Source organism: Polaromonas aquatica (assembly GCF_042659145.1).
In the GTDB taxonomy this organism is placed as follows: Bacteria; Pseudomonadota; Gammaproteobacteria; order Burkholderiales; family Burkholderiaceae_C; genus Polaromonas; species Polaromonas aquatica.
In genome coordinates this window covers 872,284-891,859 of record NZ_JBHSRS010000084.1, presented here as the reverse complement: position 1 = coordinate 891,859, position 19,576 = coordinate 872,284, and the positions used below count along the sequence as shown (strand labels likewise).

Annotated in this window: 19 protein-coding genes and 1 tRNA gene; 10 read left to right on the top strand and 10 right to left on the bottom strand. The window is 60.8% G+C overall.

Annotated elements, in window-relative coordinates:
- Window positions 1-30 precede the first annotated feature (30 nt).
- A complete protein-coding gene (locus tag ACFQND_RS25450; protein WP_371435085.1) occupies window positions 31-1,251 on the bottom strand; it encodes an MFS transporter in 1,221 nt (406 codons plus the stop codon).
- Window positions 1,252-1,402: 151 nt separating this feature from the next.
- A tRNA-Leu gene (locus ACFQND_RS25445) sits at window positions 1,403-1,487 on the bottom strand.
- Window positions 1,488-1,527: 40 nt separating this feature from the next.
- Here ACFQND_RS25445 and cysM point away from each other — a divergent pair.
- From cysM to ACFQND_RS25430, 3 genes are all read left to right on the top strand, one after another.
- Complete coding sequence (cysM, locus tag ACFQND_RS25440) at window positions 1,528-2,430, top strand: cysteine synthase CysM (RefSeq protein ID WP_371435084.1); 903 nt, start codon at window positions 1,528-1,530, stop codon at window positions 2,428-2,430.
- Between the two features lie 95 nt (window positions 2,431-2,525).
- Complete coding sequence (locus tag ACFQND_RS25435) at window positions 2,526-3,056, top strand: NUDIX domain-containing protein (RefSeq protein ID WP_371435083.1); 531 nt, start codon at window positions 2,526-2,528, stop codon at window positions 3,054-3,056.
- A gap of 77 nt (window positions 3,057-3,133) precedes the next feature.
- Entirely contained in the window at window positions 3,134-3,361 is a 228-nt protein-coding gene (locus ACFQND_RS25430) for a sulfurtransferase TusA family protein (protein WP_371435082.1), read from the top strand.
- A 64-nt stretch (window positions 3,362-3,425) separates the two neighbouring features.
- Here the strand turns inward: ACFQND_RS25430 and galU are convergent, their stop codons facing one another.
- Window positions 3,426-4,316: a UTP--glucose-1-phosphate uridylyltransferase GalU gene (gene galU / locus ACFQND_RS25425; RefSeq protein ID WP_371435081.1), complete on the bottom strand. Its 891-nt coding sequence runs from the start codon at window positions 4,314-4,316 to the stop codon at window positions 3,426-3,428.
- Window positions 4,317-4,452: 136 nt separating this feature from the next.
- Here galU and ACFQND_RS25420 point away from each other — a divergent pair, with 136 nt between their 5' ends.
- Window positions 4,453-5,469 (top strand): NAD(P)-dependent oxidoreductase, encoded by a 1,017-nt coding sequence (locus ACFQND_RS25420; protein WP_371435080.1) that lies wholly within the window; start codon window positions 4,453-4,455, stop codon window positions 5,467-5,469.
- Between the two features lie 248 nt (window positions 5,470-5,717).
- Here the strand turns inward: ACFQND_RS25420 and ACFQND_RS25415 are convergent, their stop codons facing one another.
- Window positions 5,718-8,618: a valine--tRNA ligase gene (locus ACFQND_RS25415; RefSeq protein WP_377415037.1), complete on the bottom strand. Its 2,901-nt coding sequence runs from the start codon at window positions 8,616-8,618 to the stop codon at window positions 5,718-5,720.
- Window positions 8,619-8,871: 253 nt separating this feature from the next.
- Window positions 8,872-9,873 (bottom strand): bile acid:sodium symporter family protein, encoded by a 1,002-nt coding sequence (locus ACFQND_RS25410; protein ID WP_371438832.1) that lies wholly within the window; start codon window positions 9,871-9,873, stop codon window positions 8,872-8,874.
- 70 nt (window positions 9,874-9,943) lie between these two features.
- Between ACFQND_RS25410 and ACFQND_RS25405 the strand changes: the two genes are divergently transcribed.
- On the top strand, window positions 9,944-10,843 hold the full coding sequence (locus ACFQND_RS25405; protein ID WP_371438831.1) for a LysR family transcriptional regulator: 900 nt from the start codon (window positions 9,944-9,946) through the stop codon (window positions 10,841-10,843).
- Window positions 10,844-11,053: 210 nt separating this feature from the next.
- On the opposite strand, the gene ACFQND_RS25400 is transcribed toward ACFQND_RS25405, so the two are convergent.
- From ACFQND_RS25400 to ACFQND_RS25385, 4 genes are all read right to left on the bottom strand, one after another.
- Window positions 11,054-12,112 carry a S1C family serine protease gene (locus tag ACFQND_RS25400; protein WP_371438830.1) on the bottom strand — a complete coding sequence of 353 codons (1,059 nt, stop codon included), beginning with the start codon at window positions 12,110-12,112 and terminating at the stop codon, window positions 11,054-11,056.
- Between the two features lie 73 nt (window positions 12,113-12,185).
- Window positions 12,186-12,383, bottom strand: coding sequence for a DUF2783 domain-containing protein (locus tag ACFQND_RS25395; protein WP_371438829.1), 198 nt, complete (start codon window positions 12,381-12,383; stop codon window positions 12,186-12,188).
- Complete coding sequence (locus ACFQND_RS25390; protein ID WP_371438828.1) at window positions 12,380-14,122, bottom strand: FAD-dependent oxidoreductase; 1,743 nt, start codon at window positions 14,120-14,122, stop codon at window positions 12,380-12,382. Before ACFQND_RS25390 ends, ACFQND_RS25395 begins: the two co-directional genes overlap by 4 nt.
- A 99-nt stretch (window positions 14,123-14,221) precedes the next feature.
- Window positions 14,222-14,881 carry a VOC family protein gene (locus tag ACFQND_RS25385; protein WP_371438827.1) on the bottom strand — a complete coding sequence of 220 codons (660 nt, stop codon included), beginning with the start codon at window positions 14,879-14,881 and terminating at the stop codon, window positions 14,222-14,224.
- Between the two features lie 336 nt (window positions 14,882-15,217).
- Here ACFQND_RS25385 and ACFQND_RS25380 point away from each other — a divergent pair, with 336 nt between their 5' ends.
- From ACFQND_RS25380 to ACFQND_RS25370, 3 genes are all read left to right on the top strand, one after another.
- Window positions 15,218-15,640: a rubrerythrin family protein gene (locus ACFQND_RS25380; protein ID WP_096671699.1), complete on the top strand. Its 423-nt coding sequence runs from the start codon at window positions 15,218-15,220 to the stop codon at window positions 15,638-15,640.
- Window positions 15,641-15,880: 240 nt separating this feature from the next.
- A complete protein-coding gene (locus ACFQND_RS25375) occupies window positions 15,881-17,230 on the top strand; it encodes a heterodisulfide reductase-related iron-sulfur binding cluster (protein WP_371438826.1) in 1,350 nt (449 codons plus the stop codon).
- 14 nt (window positions 17,231-17,244) lie between these two features.
- On the top strand, window positions 17,245-17,835 hold the full coding sequence (locus tag ACFQND_RS25370; protein WP_371438825.1) for a DUF3501 family protein: 591 nt from the start codon (window positions 17,245-17,247) through the stop codon (window positions 17,833-17,835).
- A gap of 98 nt (window positions 17,836-17,933) precedes the next feature.
- Here the strand turns inward: ACFQND_RS25370 and ACFQND_RS25365 are convergent, their stop codons facing one another.
- On the bottom strand, window positions 17,934-18,290 hold the full coding sequence (locus ACFQND_RS25365) for a Bug family tripartite tricarboxylate transporter substrate binding protein (RefSeq protein ID WP_371438824.1): 357 nt from the start codon (window positions 18,288-18,290) through the stop codon (window positions 17,934-17,936).
- Between ACFQND_RS25365 and ACFQND_RS25360 the strand changes: the two genes are divergently transcribed.
- Window positions 18,270-18,698, top strand: a complete 429-nt coding sequence (locus ACFQND_RS25360) for a LysR substrate-binding domain-containing protein (protein WP_371438839.1) — start codon at window positions 18,270-18,272, stop codon at window positions 18,696-18,698. The genes ACFQND_RS25365 and ACFQND_RS25360 overlap by 21 nt on opposite strands.
- A gap of 93 nt (window positions 18,699-18,791) precedes the next feature.
- Window positions 18,792-19,568 carry a peroxide stress protein YaaA gene (gene yaaA / locus ACFQND_RS25355; RefSeq protein ID WP_371438823.1) on the top strand — a complete coding sequence of 259 codons (777 nt, stop codon included), beginning with the start codon at window positions 18,792-18,794 and terminating at the stop codon, window positions 19,566-19,568.
- Window positions 19,569-19,576 lie beyond the last annotated feature (8 nt).

Here is a 19,576-nt window from a genome sequence, read left to right as displayed (position 1 = left end):
TCGACGCAGACTGGGTAGCCTGAAGAACGCTCAGGTGCCGGGGTCTGGCCCGCGGACCAAAGCGCGTGCAAAGCCCCAGCCGGCCAGCGGCAAAACCAGCGCGGGGACCAGCAGCATGGGCGTGTAGCCCAGGTGGTCATAGATGTAGCCGGCCATCGAGGCGCCTAAGGCCTGCCCGCCGAACAGGCAGAAGGCAAACAGCGCAACCGAAGTGCCCCTGAATGCAGGGGCCATTTGTGTAGAGTGGGTTTGCAGCGTGTTGTGATAAAGATAGGTTCCAAAGCCGATGAGCAAGGCCAGGGGAGCGGCGGCCAGTGGCAGAGGGGATAACCACAGGCCCAAAAAGCCGGTGCCCATCAGCAGCCCGCCAGCCAGGACCATGCGGCGCTCCCCGAAGGAGGTGACGATTTTTCTTGCGGTCACTGCATACACCAGCCCGCCCAGTGCGTAAAGCGCAATCAGCGCCGACGCGGCGGACAGCGTGAGGCCGTGGCGATCGTGCAGGTAGGATGGCAGGTAGCTCAGGGGTCCGAGCAGGAAAATGCCTTCGACCGTGACCGATGCCAGCACCACGCGCGCCCACGGCACCACCAGCACCGAACGCAGCTGGCCGAGAAAATTCAGGCTGCCAGCCACGCTCTTTGGTGTGGGTATGGCGCGCAGCCAGTTCCAGAGCAACAGTGCCACGATGGCAAAACCGACGGCAAGGCTGAAAAAAGCACCCCGCCAGCCCAGCCCGGAATCGGCAAACAGGCCCCCGGCAAGCTGGCCGGCCATCATCCCGGACAAACTGCCGGTGATGAAGCGTGCCAGGGTGGCCTGGCGCCGGTCATAAGGCACGTTGTCGCCTATCCACGCCATGGCCAGCGGTATCCCGCCGGCGGCGCACATGCCCCACGCAGCGCGCGTCCAGACCAGTGTTTCAAAGCTGGGCGCCAGCGCGCAGGCGAGGGCGGTGACCGCGCACCCGGACAGGGAAATCGAGATAAGCCGCGCCTTGCCATAACGGTCTCCGAGGGGGCCAAACACCAGCTGCATCAGGCCGTAGGCAATGGAAAAGCTGATGATGACCTGGCCCGCAGCGCCGGGAGTGCGGTTGAAATCATGTGCCAGGCGCGGCAGCAGGGAGTCGCAGATACGCAGCGCAGCGCCACTGAAAAACGCAGCGCAGGCCATCAAAATGACGGTGGTGTTGATGCGCCCCTGGGAAATTTCGCCGGAACTCACATCAAGCCCATTCGTGGACCACACAAATGCGCCATCGTGGAAGCGAAGCCGCTGATTTGGGTAAGGAGGGCGCCTTCCGGCCGGTCAGACATCGCGTGGGAAGGTGGCAAGGGGCAGACCGCTGATCCTGGGGGTTCTGTAGCCGTACTTCTGCGGCCCCTCTGAATGAAGGGGCTGGTGCCCGGGGCCGGAATCGAACCGGCACGCCTTGCGGCGGGGGATTTTGAGTCCCCTGCGTCTACCAATTTCACCACCCGGGCAGGAAGAAGCGAAGCCTCGAATTATGGCACAGTGTGGGCTATGAAATACCCAACCATCGAAGACGCCATTGGCAAAACGCCGCTGGTTGCGCTGCAGCGCATTGCCGCAACTGAGAATGCAGCCCGCAACAACGTGATCCTGGGCAAGCTGGAAGGCAATAACCCGGCCGGATCGGTCAAGGACAGGCCTGCGCTGTCCATGATCAAGCGGGCCGAAGAGCGCGGCGACATCAAGCCCGGCGACACCCTGATCGAGGCAACCTCGGGCAATACCGGCATTGCGCTGGCCATGGCTGCGGCCATCAAGGGCTACCACATGGTGCTGATCATGCCGGAGGACCTTTCGATCGAGCGTGCCCAGACCATGAAGGCCTTTGGCGCCGAACTGATCCTCACGCCCAAGAGCGCGGGCATTGAGTATTCACGCGACCTGGCTGACAAGATGCAAAGCGAAGGCAAGGGCCGGGTGCTGGACCAGTTTGCCAACCCGGACAATCCGCGCATCCATTACGAGACCACCGGGCCCGAAATATGGACAGATACGTCAGGCAAGGTGACACATTTTGTCAGTGCCATGGGTACCACGGGCACGATTACCGGCGTTTCGCGCTACCTGAAAGAGAAAAACCCGGCGATCCAGGTCATAGGCGCGCAGCCCAGCGAAGGTTCGCGCATACCGGGCATACGCAAATGGCCGCAGGAGTACATGCCCAAGATTTATGACGCGAGCACGGTGGACAAGCTGGTGCTGGTCAGCCAGGCCGATGCCGAAGACATGGTCAGGCGCATGGCGCGCGAAGAGGGCATTTTTGCTGGCATTTCGGCCGCCGGCGCCTGCTGGGTGGCCCAGGAGATTGCAAAAACCGTCAAGGATGCGGTGATTGTCTTTATCGTGTGCGACCGGGGCGACCGTTACCTGTCAACAGGCGTCTTTCCCGCCTGACCTGTGCCTGATTTTGTCGAAATTCATGTTCAAAAATGCCTGTGGCCGGCTGTACATGAGTGCAACCAGCTATCAATAAAGTAGCAAAAAAAACCATGACCCATGAATTCAGGTACTGCCCCAACTGCGCAACGCCGCTGCAGATGCTCGCCCAGATGGAAGACGGCGGTGAAAAAGCGCGCCTGCGCTGCACGGCCTGCGCGTACACCCACTGGAACAACCCGACGCCCGTGCTGGCTGCCGTGATTGAGTACGACGGGCAGATTTTGCTGGCCCGCAACGCGGCATGGTCACACAGGATGTACGCGCTGATCACCGGCTTCATGGAGGCCGGCGAAACCCCGCAGGGCGGGATTGAACGGGAGATTCAGGAAGAAACCAGCCTGGAGACTGTGTCGCTGGACCTGATTGGCGTGTATGACTTCCAGCGCATGAACCAGATCATCATCGCCTACCACGCAGTGTGCACGGGTGAGGTGAAACTCTCGCCGGAACTGGTGGACTACAAGCTCTACGCGCCGGAGAAGGTGAAGTGCTGGCCGGCCGGCACTGGTTACGCATTGGCCGACTGGCTGAAGTCCCGGGGTCATGTGCCGGAATTCGTCGAATGGCAAAAAAGGGATTGATTTAATTGCGCAATGGCGTTCTGGAAATTCAGATTTTCGGAAGCGCCATTAAAATCGGTGGCAACCCAAGGACATCCATGAACATCGACAAAGAACTCGACACGCGCGGCCTGAATTGCCCGCTGCCCATACTGAAAGCCAAAAAAGCACTGGCCGAGATGCAAAGCGGGCAACTGCTTCGTGTGGTGTCCACGGACTCGGGTTCAACCCGCGACTTCCAGGCTTTTGCCAAGCAGACCGGCAACGACCTGGTTGAGCAGTCGACGGCCGGCAACGACTTTATTCACGTACTTAAACGCCGTTAAACGCCGTTAAAAACAATCAAGGGCCTTTAAAGACCCTTGATTCTGTTGGTGGCGATTTTCCCGATCAGCCCAGTTTGAGGTTTTTCAGGTAGTCCCTGAAGTGTTTGCCAACTTCTGGATGCTGCAAGGCAAGCTCGACAGTTGCCTCCAGGAAACCGGCTTTGCTACCGCAGTCGTAGCGCTTGCCCTTGTACTGAAAGGCATACACGTTTTCTTCACTCATCAGGCTGGCGATGCCGTCGGTGAGCTGGATTTCCCCGCCCACGCCGGTAGGCTGGCTGCGGATGTGCCTGAAAACAGCGGGGTTCAGGATGTAGCGGCCGGCCACGCCCATGCGTGAGGGCGCGACTTCCGGTGCGGGTTTTTCGACCATGGCCGTGACTTTCATCAGCTCGCCGTTCACGGTTTCCCCGGCCACAATCCCGTAGCGGCGGGTGTGCTCCAGCGGCACTTCCTGTACCGCCAGCAGCGATTGCTGGAGTCCTTCAAATTGCGCTGCCATCTGGGCCAGAACCGGTTGGCCGCCCGGCGGGCCTACCATCAGGTCATCGGCCAGCAAGACGGCGAACGGCTCGTTTCCGACCAGGTGCTCCGCGCACAGAACAGCATGCCCCAGGCCCAGGGAGCGGGGTTGGCGTACATAGGAAAAATCCATGTCACCTGGTTGCATGGACCGGACCAGGGCCAGTAAATCCAGCTTTTGGGCGACCTCCAGCTCGTTCTCGAGTTCGTAAGCAGTATCGAAGTGGTCTTCTATGGCCCGTTTATTGCGTCCGGTGACAAAGATCATATGCCGTATGCCGGCCGCATAGGCCTCTTCCACAGCGTACTGGATCAGCGGCTTGTCCACGACGGGCAGCATTTCCTTGGGCTGGGCTTTGGTGGCGGGTAAAAAACGTGTGCCCAAACCGGCAACCGGGAAGACAGCTTTGTTTAAATTTGTGATTTTTTGCATCGACTTTGGCAAGGGAAGAGCATAAAGTGTGGCGTTGTTGTGACAGTCGGCGCGTCAGACAAGTGCGCGACAGGGCGAAATACGAAACCGCGCCAGGAAAAAAACGAACTAAAACAATCAGCAAAAGGACCGCAGGGTGGACATCTTACTTCTAGACGCATTGGTTCCCGAAGCCATGGCCTGGCTTGAAACCAGGCACAGTGTGGAATACCGGCCCGAGTTTGCTGACGATCTTGTCTCCCTGCGCCAGGCCGCCTACAAAACCAAGGGCATAGTCTTTCCCCGGCAGACTGTCGTCACGCGCGAGTTCCTTGACTTCCTGCCCAAGCTCAAGGCCGTGGGCCGCCTGCATGTGGGCACCGACAACACCGACCTTGAAGCCTGCAAGGAAAGGGACATCAAGGTCATCCACGCCAGCAGCGCCAACGTGCGCTCCAACGCGGAATATTTGCTGAGCTGCCTGTTGCTGCTTTACCGCCGTGGCGTGGTGTCTGCCCTGATGGGCCGCCGCCATCCTTCCGCCCAGATGGGGCGCGAGCTTCATGGCAGCACTGTGGGGATCCTGGGCCTAGCGCCTACCGCGCATACGCTGGCCGGCATGCTGAACGGCCTGGGCGTTCGCCTGATCGGTTATGACCCGGCGGTGCACCATACGGCCCCGATCTGGGAGCGCTTGCGCATACAACCCGTCACCCTGCCCGAGTTGATGAGCCAGGCCGATGCGGTGTCCGTGCAAATGTTGTATGCCAGCCGTTTCCGGGGCTTTGTCAACAGCAAACTGCTGGCTGCCTGCAAGCGCAACCAGCTCTGGGTGGGCATCAGCCGCAGCGAACTGTTTGACGAAGGTGCACTTGCCGCCGCACTGTGTGATGGCCGGATTGAGGCCTGCATCCTGGATGGTGCCGACGCGAGTTTTCTGGGCGACCAGTCCCCGCTCAAGGGCCTGAAAAACCTGTTCGTGACGCCGCGCCTGGGTTCGCACACGCGGGAAGCACGGCTGCGTTCCAGCTGGTATGTGGCCCACCGCATGCATGAAGCGATCAGCGCACATGCAACCGGTGTTGACCAGTTGCCCAGCGCGCCCATGGACCTGGAGCTTCCCGGTGTAGGTTTGAACCCGCCGTGGGTTGATCAGGAGTTCATGATCAGATGATGTGGCCCCCACGGTCGCTCACTGGCGTGTAGCTCCCGAGGCCTTGCAGGCCGCGGCTTGCGAGACGCTTCGCCTCTGTCGCCTGTCCAAAGCTGCTCAAGCAGCTTTGGAGCCGCAGGCTCCAGCCCCTCGGAGGCGCTGCGCCTGCGGTCTGGCGAAGCCAGTCCCGCGGCCCCTGCTTGAAAGGGGGCGGCCCGCACCATAAAAAAAGCCCCATTCAATGGGGCTTTTTTTATGGGCCTTCTGCCTTACTTCAGCCGTGCGAGTTGCTCGCGGATCTTTTCCAGCGTCGCGGTGAACTCCACCAGGCGTTTCTTCTCTTGATCCAGCACGGCCGGCGGAACCTTGTTTACAAAGGCTTCGTTGGCCAGTTTGGCATTGACCTTGACCAGTTCGCCCTCAAGGCGGGTCGCTTCCTTGGCCAGGCGGGCTTTTTCAGCCGCGACATCCACTTCCATATACAGGCAGACACGGGCATCGCCCACCACGGCCACGGGCGCGGCCTGTGCGGCTGCGGCCCAGGCGGCTTCGTCGTCGAACACCTTGACTTCGCTGAGCTTGGCCAGCGACTTGAGGGCGGGTGCTACTGCGGTCATGAAGGCCGTATCGCCGACGACAAAAAGCGGCAGGCGCGTGGCCGGTGAGACCTTCATCTCGCCGCGCAGGTTGCGGCAGGCATCGACCAGGGTCTTGAGTTTGGCGACATGCGCCTCGGCCTTGTCGTCGATTTTTTCGGGCTGGCTTTTCGGGTAAGCGGCCTGGCCTATGAACTCGCCTTTTTTCACGCCGGCAACCGGTGCAACCTTTTGCCAGAGTTCTTCTGTGATGAAGGGAATCACCGGGTGTGCCAGGCGCAGTATGGCTTCCAGCGTGCGTATCAAGGTGCGGCGCGTGGCGCGTTTTTGTGCGTCCGTGCCGGTCTGGATCTGCACCTTGGCAATTTCCAGGTACCAGTCGCAGAACTCGTCCCAGACAAACTGGTAAATGCTGCCGGCAACGTTGTCCAGGCGGTAGTCGGCAAAGCCCTTGGCCACGTCGGCTTCCACGCGCTGCATGGTCGAGGAGATCCAGCGGTCGGCCTGCGAGAAATCAAGATAGTTGTGGAACTCGCCGCCAGGCTGGCACTGCTCCTTGGTGTGCTCGGCCAGGCCGCAGTCCTGGCCTTCGCAGTTCATCAAGGTGAAGCGCGTCGCGTTCCAGAGCTTGTTGCAGAAGTTGCGGTAACCCTCGCAGCGCTTGCTGTCGAAGTTGATGCTGCGGCCCAGGCTGGCCAGCGAGGCGAAGGTAAACCGCAGTGCATCGGCGCCGTAGCCGGGGATGCCGGCGGGGAATTCCTTTTCGGTGTTCTTGCGTACCTGAGGCGCGGTCTCGGGCTTGCGCAGGCCCTGCGAGCGTTTGTCCAGCAGCGGCGCGAGCTCAATGCCGTCGATCAAATCCACCGGGTCCAGCACATTGCCTTCGGACTTGCTCATCTTCTTGCCCTGGGCGTCTTTGACCAGGCCGTGGATGTACACATGCTTGAAGGGCACCTGTCCGGTGAAGTGCGTCGTCATCATGATCATCCGGGCGACCCAGAAGAAGATGATGTCGTAGCCGGTGACCAGCACGCTCGATGGCAGAAAGAGATCAAGCTCTTTTGTTTTTTCGGGCCAGCCGAGTGAGGAGAAGGGCACCAGCGCAGACGAATACCAGGTGTCGAGCACGTCCTCATCACGCGTGAGTTTTTTGCCGGGTGCCTGTTTTTGCGCTTCTTCTTCGCTGGTGGCGACATAGACCTTGCCGTCCTCGTCGTACCAGGCCGGGATCTGGTGGCCCCACCAGAGCTGGCGCGAAATGCACCAGTCCTGGATATTGCCCATCCACTGGTTGTAGGTGTTGACCCACTGCTCGGGGACAAACTTCACGGCGCCGCTGTCGACCGCATCAATGGCTTTCTGTGCAATGGATTTGCCGGTCGGGTCTTTCTCGCTGACCTTGTTCATGGCAACAAACCACTGGTCGGTCAGCATGGGCTCTATCACCTGGCCGGTGCGGGCGCAGCGCGGCACCATGAGTTTGTGTTTTTTGACCTCGACCAGAAAGCCCTGTGCTTCGAGGTCGGCGACAACTGCCTTGCGGGCCACGAAGCGGTCCATGCCTCGGTATTTCACGGGCGCATTGTCGTTGATGGCGGCGTCCAGCGTCAGCACACCGATGATGGGCAAGCTGTGGCGCTGGCCGACCGCATAGTCATTGGTGTCATGCGCGGGCGTGACCTTGACCACGCCGGTGCCGAATTCCTTGTCCACATAGTCGTCTGCAATGACCGGAATATCGCGGTCGCACAAAGGCAGCTTCACTTGCTTGCCAACCAGGTGTTTGTAGCGTTCGTCTTCCGGGTGCACCATGACGGCCACGTCGCCCAGCATGGTTTCAGGCCGTGTGGTGGCGACGGTCAGCGAACCCGAGCCATCGGCCAGCGGATAACGGATATGCCAGAGGAAACCGTCTTCTTCCTCGCTCTCGACTTCCAGGTCGGACACTGCGGACTTGAGGATGGGGTCCCAGTTGACCAGGCGCTTGCCGCGGTAAATCAGGCCTTGCTCATACAGCTGCACAAAGGTCGAGGTTACAACCCTGGACATCTTCGGGTCCATGGTGAAGTACTCGTGCTTCCAGGACACCGAGTCGCCCATGCGGCGCATCTGGCGCGTGATGGTGGAGCCGGATTCTTCCTTCCACTCCCAGACTTTCGCGACGAAGTTCTTGCGGCCCAGGTCGTGGCGGCTTTTGCCCTCGCCCTGCAGCTTGCGTTCCACCACTATCTGCGTGGCGATGCCGGCGTGGTCGGTGCCGGGCACCCACAGGGTATTGTCGCCCTTCATGCGGTGGTAGCGCGTGAGCGAGTCCATGATGGTCTGGTTGAAGGCATGGCCCATGTGCAGCGTGCCGGTCACATTCGGCGGCGGCAGCTGGATGGAGAAGGATTCCTTGCCTGCATCCAGCGTGGGCTCGTACTGGCCACTTTGCTCCCACCGCGGGCTCCACTGGCTTTCAATCGCCGCCGGCTCAAAGGACTTGGCCAGGCTGTCCAGTCCCGGTGTGGGATCCGGCGGTTTGGCGGTGTCAGTAGCGGGGCTTGCAGGCGTGGGGGTGGCAGCGTTGGTCATGGGGCAATGGAAAAGCGGCATCAGAAGGATGCCGCTGGGTGTTGTAGTGAACTGCCCTGATTTTATTCGACTGGCCGCTGCCTGCCCTGCGGCGTGTGATCCGCCCCCTGCAAGGCCGGGGTTGCCGGGCTTCGGGGGATGTGCGCAGGGCGTTCGAGCCTGGCAGTGCTTTGGGGTTTGCTATTGAATATATAGCTGGTGGCGCAAGCCCTTATTGGGCTGGTGGCCCTTTTAATTCTGAAAAATGCCGGATTTATTCTGCCGAAGCAGTCATTCCTTGCCCGATGACAGTTTCCTGGCGCCTGGCATAACGCCGCGCCAGCACCGCACAGACCATCAGTTGCATCTGGTGAAACAGCATCAAAGGCAGGACGATGGCGCCCACGGCATGGGATGCGAACAGCACGTTGGCCATGGGAATGCCGCTTGCCAGGCTTTTCTTGGAGCCGCAGAACACGATGGTGATTTCATCGGCCTTGTCAAAACCCAGGCGGCGGGCCAGCCAGGTCGTGCTGCCCAGCGCCAGGGCGAGCAATACGGCGCAGACCACCAGCAGGCCGGCCAGTGCACTGAGGGGAACCTGCTTCCACAGGCCCTCGATCACGGCGGCGCTGAAGGCGGTAAAAACCACCAGCAGGATGGAACCCTGGTCGACAAACTTCAGCACGGCTGCGCGCTTTTTGACCCAGCCGCCCAGCCATGGCCGCAGCAGGTGACCGGCGATAAACGGCACCATCAGTTGCAACAGGATGCGGCCAATGGCATCGAACGACGAGCCCGCGTTGCCGCCCGGCAGCACGATGAGGTTGACCAGCAGCGGCGTGAAGAAAACACCCAGCAGCGTGGAGGCCGAAGCGCTGCAGATGGCCGCAGGAATATTGCCGCGCGCCATGGAGACAAAGGCAATGGCCGATTGAACCGTGGCCGGCAGCACGCACAGGTACAGCACGCCGGTGTACAGCGCGGGCGTGACCAGCGGGAGCAGCAGCGGGCGCATGGCCCAGCCCAGCAGCGGAAACATGATGAAGGTGCTGGCAAACACCAGCAGGTGCAGCCGCCAATGCATGATGCCGCCCAGGATGGCTTCGCGCGACAGCCTGGCGCCGTGCAGGAAGAACAGCAGCGCTATGCCGGCTGTCGTGAGCCCTTCAAAAAAGCGCGCAGTCTGGCCGCTGGCGGGCAGCAGGCTGGCGAGCGTGACCACACCAACCAGTGCGAGCGTGAAATTGTCCGGGAGATAGCTTGAACGTGACATGGACTGGATTTGACCGCGTCCGGAGTTAAAAGAGAAATGGATTTATCAAATAGATATATGATTTCAATGCATGAATGTCACCTTGCGCCAGCTTCGCGTTTTTTTGTCAGTGGCCGGCGGCCGCAACTTCAGCCGTGCCGGCGACGAGATCGGCCTGAGCCAGCCGGCGGTCAGCCGCTCCATCGTGGAGCTGGAATCCCAGCTCGGCCTGCGGCTGCTGGACCGCACCACACGGGAGGTCGTGCTGACCGAGGCCGGCCAGTCGCTGGCAGCGCGGCTGGACCGCCTGCTCGAAGAGCTGGACCAGACCCTGCAGGACGTGGCGGGCCTGGCCAGCGCGCGCGGCGGCAAGGTGCGGGTGGCCAGCAGCCCCACGCTGTCGGCCAACCTGATGCCGGCATGCATAGCAGCCTGTGCTAGGCAGGCGCCGGCAATCCAGTTCATGTTGCTGGACCGTATCCAGCAGGACGTGCTGGCCAGCGTGCGCAGCGGTGAGGTGGACTTTGGCGTGGTGATCGAGCCGTCTTCCGCAGAAGACCTTTACCTTGAAACCATATTGAGCGATCCCTTTGTGCTGGTCACCCCGCGCGCGCATCCGCTTGCCGGCAAAAAGAGCGTGCGCTGGACAGCGCTCGATGGTGAATCGCTGGTGCTGCTCGACCATGCCTCGGGCAGCCGCCGCCTGATTGACGATGCGCTGGCGCTGAACGCTGCGAAATGCACCGTGAAGCAGGAACTGGGTCATCCGACCACGGTGTTTCGCATGGTCGAGGCGGGCATAGGCATCAGCGTCATGCCGGCGCTGGGCGTGCCGCCTTCCGGTTTGCCCGGCCTGGCCGTGCTGCCGCTGACGCCGCGCGTGCAGCGCAGCATCATGCTGGTGCGCAGGCGCAACCGGGCGCTGTCGCCGCTGGCCGGGTTTGTCTGGAAGCTGGTGCAGGCGACTGCCAAGGCCGGTGTGCCGGCCTGATTCCATTTCTAAACCATCCCTGTCGTTGTTGTCTCGCCTTGTCGTGCTGTAGCACTGCCTGCGGCTCAACGCCTAGACATGAATGATCTATAAATGGAATGCGTCCGCCAGGGCCCTTGCGGCAGTGCTACGTCGACATCTTGTATGCTATTAAATCAATAGCTGGCTGCGCGCATATCCAGCCGGGCAGGGGTACTTTTTATTTAAAAATCAGATGCCGGAAGGCTTTTTCAGCATCAGCATGCGGTCCTGCGGCTTGAGCACGATGGTTTTGACTTCGCTGTCCTGCAGCACCGTGAGCCTGATGGGTTCGTTGGGCGCTGCATGCGCCCAGAGTTTTTTGTAAAAGGCTTCGAGCGTGCTGACCTCGCTGCCGTCCACGGCCAGCACCACCACGCCGGGTTGCAGGCCGGCGTCCTCGGCCGGGCTGTCGGCGGCGATGCGCAGTATCTGCACACGCCCGCTGCGGTCGCTGGAAGTCAGGCCCAGCCAGGGCCTGTGGCTCTGGCGGCTGCTGCCCGACTGCCGCAACTCCAGCAATATGGGTTTGAGCAGGTCTACCGGCACAAACATGTTGCCGGGCATGCGGCGGTTGTCGCCGGCGGCGTCCAGCACCAGCAGTGAACCTATGCCCACCAGCTCGCCTTTCTGGTTGAACAGCGGCGCACCGCTGTGGTTGCCCCGGCCCGAGCTGACGGGTGGGCTGGTAAACAGCGCGGTGTCGAGGTGGTATTCCCAGGCGCCGGAAAACGGGCGCAGGCTGACCAGCTGGGTCATGCTGACGCCGCCATCGGCATCGTTGATGCCGCCGCCACTGGCTCCGGTCGCTGCCATCAGCGGCTCGCCGGGTGTTAAATCCCGTACGCTGCCCAGCTTGACCGGCGCCACGCCGCGCAGCGGCAGCAGCGGCTTGACCAGGCCGAAGCCGGTGGCGATGTCATAGGCCACGGCCATGGCCGGCAAAACCTTGTTGTCCTGGGTAACGATCTCGATCTGTTCGGCTTCGAGTATCAGGTAGCCTATGGTCAGGACCAGGCCGTCGGTGGCGATCACCACGCCCGAGCCGGTGCGGTTCAAGCCCAGGCTTTCCGCTGATCGGGCGTCTTCGATGGCCGTTACCTGGATGCCGACGACGGCTGCGTTCGCTCTGTTCATGGCGTCCATGGTGGCCTGGACGCTGGATGGCGACGCGGTGGCCGCAGAGGATGGCGCGAGGGCGCCCAGGGCCAGCGGTAGCGCGACAAATAGCCAGAGACTTGAAGCACGCATGATGAACTCCCGAAAGCGCGGGAAGGCCGCATCCATAGAATGCGCCCGATTCAAAACCTGCGCAAGTGTGAGGTCAGGTCGTGGGTGCCGCGGCCTGTTTTGCCGCCGCTATGCAGGCCTGCAGCAGCGCGGTATCGCCGAGCTGGTTGGCCATCAGCAGTATCAGCCGGGCATTGAGCAGCTCGGACTGTTCCCGGCTCAGGCCGCGGTGGGCGTCAAGCAGGCTTTCATAAAACGCATCGGCGTCCTGGAAATTGAGTTCGGATTTCATTGGCCGGCTCCCATGGTCACGGCCAGTGCCTGCACCAGCGAAGCGTCCAGGTGCTCGCCGCTGGCGGCGATGTAGCTGTCCGGCCGCAGCAGTGCCCAGGCCGGGCCTTTTGCTTTTATCTGGCAGGTGGCTCGCAGGTGGCCATGGATGTCCCTGACATGCTCAAGCGCAGTCGCCTTGCCATCTGCTGCTGCAACCTGCACGCAGCGCACGTCGGTTTGTACCGACAAGGCCCGCAGCCGTTTCGCCGTGGCCGGCGGCACATCACCAAACACCAGCAGCAACAAACGCCCGCCCGCCCAGCGCAACAACTCTGTCAGATCGCCCTGGCTGCCGTCGGCCCAGGCAAAGGCGACATTTTGTGTGGCACTGCCGCCGCCGGGACGGCAGGCGCCCGAGCGTGTGTAGGTGTTGGGCGTGGACATGCGGCCGGTGTTGACCAACTGGCGCGCAAACAGGTGCTGGCGCGCCAGGCCCAGGGCGGCGGCGCGAAACAGGCGCTCCACGCCGTCGGCCGGTCGCAGGAAGCGGGCCGTGCGGTTGGTCACCAGCACGTTGTGCTGCGCGGCCTCATGCCGTTCGTGGTGGTAGCTTTCGAGCAAAGCGGGTGCGGCACGGCCCTGCACGACGGCGGCGAGTTTCCAGGCCAGGTTGTCGGCATCCTGCACGCCCGAGTTGCCGCCGCGCGCGCCAAAGGGGCTGACCACATGGGCCGCGTCGCCGGCAAAAAACACGCGGCCGTGGCGCAGCCTGTCCAGGCACTCGCTGCGATAGGCGTAGGGGCCGACCCAGACGATCTCGCATTCATCATGCTCAAGCTCGCGGCCAAACTGGGCATTCAGCCTGGCGCGCACCACGTCTTCACGGCTGACTTCTTCCGGGTTGGCATCGGGCGGCATCTGGTAGTCGATGCGCCAGACGCCGTCGGCCATCAGGTGCTGCCAGACGGCCCGGCCCTGGTTAAAGGGCGCTTCAACCCAGGTGTGGCGCTCGACGGGGGGCGGCGTTTTAAAACGCACATCGGCAATGCACCAGCGGTCATCGCCTTTTTTGGCGGTGACCGAGGCCTCACACCAGCGGCGAAACGGGCTGTGCGCGCCGGTGCAGTCAATCACGTGGTCGGCCTGCAGCGTGTAGCTGCCGGCAGGTGTGGTGATGGACAGCGTGGCGTGGTCCGCGTGTTGTTCAATCGCCGTGATGCGGTGGTTCCAGCGCAGGCTCACTGGATGGTCTTTTGCATCGGGCCGGCAGAGCTGCTCGACCAGGAACCCTTCGATGTAAAACTGCTGGATATTGATAAAAGGCGGCTGCAGGCTCAGCGAATGCGTTTGCTGCTGGCGCAGGTCAAACGAGTACACCTCGTCGCTGCCGGCAAAGGTGCGGCCCACGCTCCATTGCACGCCTTTTTTGGCGATGCGCTCGTAGATGCCCAGGCGCTTGAAGATCTCCAGCGTTTTTTGCGCGTAGCAAATGCCGCGCGATGATGCGCCCTTGACGCCTACCGTGTTGTCCTCGTCCAGCAGCAGCGCCTTGACGCCGTATTGCGCCAGCGCGCAGGCCAGGGTCAGGCCGGTGATGCCGCCGCCCACGATGACGATGGCGTGGCGTTTGACTTCGCCGCTGGCAATTTCCGGCGGTTCTACAAACGGGTATTCGGGCAGTTGGTAGCCCGTGCCCTGGGAGAATTCATAACCGTTGGAAAAAACTGCTGCGGCATAGTTTTTGGGTGTCTCCAGCATGCTTGGCTTGCTCCTGCACGGTTTTTATGAATGATTTATGCTCCTGGCCGCCGTCTGCCGCGCGCGGGCAGCTATCAAATAAGTAGCAAATACCTCGCGTCAAACCCCTGCCGGGGTCTTGCCTGCGAACTCGGGCCTGTCGTTTTGCTGCGGCTTCAAGGCTCCGGCAGCCTTGCCTTCGGCGCGTTCCTTGCGCCACTGCTGCTTGCGCGCCGTCCACTCTGCCAGCCGCGCGTGGGTGCTCAGGCTTTCCTTGTGCATCTGGAATTCATCGGCCAGCTGCGCTGTCAGCTCCAGCCGCACGCCATTGGGGTCAAAAAAGTAAATGCTTTTGAAGATGTGGTGGTCGGTCACGCCCAGTACTTCCACGCCATCGGCCTGCAGCCGTGCCTTCATGGCCTCAAGGTCGGCGATGGTGTCCACGCGAAACGAGATGTGGTTGACCCACAGCGGCGTGTTGGGCGAGGGCAGGGCGGCCTCGTCGTTGCCGAGGTCAAAAAACGCGATGAAGGAGCCATCCTGCAGGCGGAAGAAAAAGTGCGTGTAGGGGCAGTACTCGCCGGTGCTGGGCACGTAGTCGCTCTGGATGATGTGGTACAGCGGCAGGCCGAGGATGTCTTCGTAAAAATGCCGCGTTTCCTCGGCGTCCCTGGCGCGGTAAGCGTAATGGTGCAACTGATGGATGGGGGCCGGCGGCGGCAGGCCGGTGCCGGACAAGCCGGGCAAAGCGGTATGGGCTTCCTTGATGAGCGTACTCATATTCAATATCTCCTTGGTGCGTTTGCCGACAGGTCAACAAGCGGACAGCCTGCTGGTTTGGTCTGTTGTTTGAGTTTACCTATTCGTAATGAATTTACTATATCGTAATCTTTGGGGCTTGCCAAGCGCATGTATCGAAGGTCTGGGATGGTTTAATTGAGAATGGTTATTAATACTGTCAAGCCGATAGTTTTTTTAATTTTTAAAGATTGACTCAGGCAATTAGACGCATCTGCCTAATGGGACTAAGGTGGCGTAGTCTTCGGCCGCCAGGCCAGAAGCCAGCAGCGATTGATTCCAATTCATTTCGTTTTATCAACCCACTAGGAGATTTCCATGGCAGCACTCAAAGGCTCCAGGACGGAAGAAAACCTGAAGGCGGCATTTGCCGGCGAATCACAGGCCAACCGCCGTTATCTGTATTTCGCAAACAAGGCCGACGTAGAAGGCCAGCCAGACGTTGCAGCGCTGTTCCGCTCCACGGCGGAAGGTGAAACCGGCCACGCCCATGGTCACCTCGAGTGGCTTGAGCAGTGCGGCGACCCGGCCACCGGCATGCCTTTCGGCGGAACCCGTGAGAACCTTGCTTCCGCGGTAGCGGGCGAGACCCACGAGTACACCGACATGTACCCCGGCATGGCCAAAACGGCTCGTGACGAAGGCCATGACGAAGTCGCCGACTGGTTTGAAACGCTGGCCAAGGCGGAACGCTCACACGCCAACCGCTATACAAAAGCATTGGCCGAACTGGTCGATTAAGTTTTAGCCCACTACGTTATGAGGCGTAGTGGGTTTTGGAAAAAATTTCAAGTGCAATTTTTTCTGAAACCCACCCATTAAAAAGGAGTCTCTGGAAATTTGATTGGCGGGATGCAGGGCAAGGCGCCCGGAGCGCAGGACACCGGAATGCACTTCGGTGCATGAGGATTCCGAGCACCGCGCAACGCAGCCATGCGCCCGGAAATCGGATTTACAGGGATTCCGTAAAAGAGACACACCATGGCTACTGAAGGCAACCTCGCAGCGCCTACCCGTCATGCGATTGACTGGAAAAACCCGGACTACTACAACGAGGAGGCCACCGTCCATGAGATGGAGCGCATCTTCGACATCTGCCACGGCTGCCGCCGCTGCGTGAGCCTGTGCGGTGCCTTCCCCACGCTGTTTGACCTGGTGGATGAAAGCAAGACCGGCGAGGTCGACGGGGTGGACAAGAAGGACTACATGAAAGTGGTCGACCAGTGTTATATGTGCGACCTTTGCTATATGACCAAGTGCCCCTATGTGCCGCCGCATGAGTTCAACCTGGATTTCCCGCACACCATGCTGCGCGCCAAGGCCATCAAGTTCAAGAAGGGCGAAGTCGGCCTGGCTGAAAAGTTTTTGGCTTCCACCGATGTGCATGGCCAGTTTGCCGGTATTCCCATCGTGGTGCAGATGGCCAATGCCGTCAACAAGACAAAGCCGGCACGCGCTGTGATGGAAAAAGTCCTGGGCGTGGATAAAAACGCCTGGCTGCCCGAACTGGCAACGCACAAGTTCCGCAGCAGCGCGCTGGAGTCACCACCGCATGCGGTGAAAGACGGCGCCAAGACGCCCGGCAAGGTCGCGATTTATTCGACCTGCTATGTCAACTACAACGAGCCCGGCATAGGCCACGACCTGCTAAAGATACTCGACCATAACGAAGTGCCTTATGTGCTGGTTGAAAAGGAAAAATGCTGCGGCATGCCCAAGCTCGAACTCGGCGACCTGGATTCGGTCAACAGCAGCAAGGAAGCAAATATCCCGGTGCTGGCGAAATATGCGAAGGACGGCTTCGCCATCCTCAGCGCAGTGCCCAGTTGCACCTTGATGTTCAAGCAGGAAATCCCGCTGATGTACCCCGACGATGCCGATGTGCAACTTGTCAAGGAACACATGTGGGACCCGTTTGAGTACCTGATGGCCCGCAAGCGCGACGGCCTGCTCAAGACCGAGTTCAGCACGCCGCTGGGCAAGATCAGCCACCAAATCCCATGCCACGGACGCGTGCAGAACATAGGCAAGAAGACAGAGGAAATGCTCAAGATGGTGCCGGGCACCAGCGTGCAAACCCACGAGCGCTGCTCGGGCCACGCCGGCACCTTCGGCGTGAAGCTGCCCTACCACCAGCAGGCCATGAAAATCGGCAAGCCGTTGTTCAAGGCCATGGCGAACCACAGGGACGGCGGCCTGCCCGATGTCATCAGCAGCGACTGCCCGCTGGGCGGCCACCACATTGCCCAGGGTTTTGAAGTCAACCAGCTGGGCGCACCGCCGCAAAAACATCCGCTGACCTTGATACGCACGGCCTACGGACTGAAATGAACTGACGACCTGCCATGCAAAACACCGGAAAAATCACCCGAGACAGCCTCATGACGCTGGAGGCCTACAGCAAGTACCGCAAGGACAACAAACCCGCCATCATGGCGCACCGCAAGCTGCGCAGTGTTCGCCTGGGCGAGTTCATCAACCTGCAGTTTGAGAGCGAAACCACCATCCGCTACCAGATCCAGGAGATGTTGCGCATCGAAAAAGTGTTTGAGGAAGACGGCATATTGCAGGAGATCGAAGCCTACGCACCGCTGATGCCCGACGGCAGCAACTGGAAGGGCACGCTGATGCTGGAGTACCCCGATGTCAACGAACGAAAGCGTGAACTGGCCCGGCTGATCGGCGTCGAAGACCACATGTTTGTCGAAGTCGAGGGGCATGCCCGCGTCTATGCGATTGCCGACGAAGACATGGACCGCGAAAACGACGAGAAAACTTCAGCCGTGCATTTTGTGCGCTTTGAGCTGGACCCTGCCATGTGCGCCGCCGTCAAGGCCGGTGCCGGTGTCAAGCTGGGCTGCGACCACACCAACTACCCGGCGCACACCACGATTGCGGCCGAGACACTGGCATCGCTGGCCAGCGATTTGCGCTGAGCGGTCTTGCCGGGCGGTGGTAGCTCGCGCCAAGCCGGCCTGCAACCCCCCACTAACCGGCGCATGTGGTGATTGCCGCATGCGTCGCAGGCGTTTCTTCAGTCGGGCCGGATGTGGAGTGCCTTGGCGATGGCTCCGAAACGTTTGCCATCGTCCTGATTGCTGCGTGCCAGATCGGCAGGTGTACCGGTCACCACCTCTGCACCCAGCGCGGCAATGCGGTCACGAACCGGCTTGAGTTGCAGGGCCTTGTTGATTTCCTCATTCAGGCGGGCGACAACGTTGGCTGGTGTGCCGGCTGGCGCGTAAATGCCATAAACGGTGCTGGCATCGAAGTCCTTGAGTCCGGCTTCCTGCAGGGTCGGCACATCCGGGAAAATGGACGAATTGCTGGTATTGGCGATGGCCAGCAGCTTGAGTCGGCCTGATCGCACATCGTCGCGCGCCGCGGCCATCCCAAGTCACAGGCCCGGCGGCTGGCCGAACTGGAAGATCAGGCGTGGGTGTTCTCGGGCCCGGTCGGCGCACCCGGAGCAACTGTCATGCGGCTGTTTGGCAACGCCGGACTCACACCGCCCAGGGCGGCGATCACTTGTGAGACGCTGACGCAGGTGTCGGCATTGCTGCTGTCTACCGACTACCTTGCCTTGTTGCCCCGATTGGTACTGGAGAACGGTCTCTTGCCTAAGGACCTGGTTGAAATCAGGTTTTCCGATGCCTTGCTGCATTACGACCTGTGTCTGGTCCATCGCAGCACCGTGCCGCTGACACCGCTGTCGGCCACGCTGGCCAGCATGTTGACTGCTTCGGTGACCAGCCTGAGAAGCAAAACAGGACGGGGCGTGGAGCGTGATTCCGCTTGAGCTGCCGCTGGTCCTGGCTCGATGGATCAATAGCCCAGGCAGCTTGCCAATGGGTACTGGATAATCGATCCGATACTGGATACGCAAAATAACATGCTTTTTCTCATCTCGCCCGCCAAGTCACTGGACTACGACACACCACCCCAGGTTTCAAACCACACCAAACCGCTTTTCACGCGCCAGTCAGCCGAACTGATAGACGTCCTTAAAACCAAAACACCGCAGCAGATCAGCACGCTGATGAAGCTGTCCGATGCCTTGTCGGGCCTGAATGTCGCGCGTTACCAGGCCTGGTCCCCCAAATTCACCGCCAAAAACTCCAAACAGGCCGCGCTGGCTTTTAACGGTGATGTGTACGGCGGGCTGGATGCCAAAACCCTGAGTGAGCAGCAGCTCGACTGGGCACAGCAGCATGTCTGTATTCTGAGCGGGCTTTACGGTGTGCTGCGGCCGCTGGACTGGATGCAGCCCTACCGTCTCGAGATGGGGACCGCGCTGGCCACGGGGCGCGGCAAAAACCTCTACCAGTTCTGGGGTGCGCAGATTTCGGAGTACCTCAATGAGCGGGCAGCGGCGGACACTTCTCCCGTCATTGTCAACCTGGCCAGCGAAGAATATTTCAAGGCGGTGGACCGCAAGGCGCTCAAGGCGCGCGTGGTGAGCTGTGTATTTGAAGAGTTCAGGGGCGGCAAGTACAAGATCATCAGCTTTAATGCCAAACGCGCACGCGGCCTGATGGTGCGTTATGCGGTTGAAAGGAAAATCGCCACGGTCAGAAAACTCGAGGGGTTTGACGCCGAGGGCTACGCCTTTGATGCCGGTGCCTCAGCGCCCGACCGGCTGGTTTTCCGCCGGAAACAGGCTGCCTGATACACAGT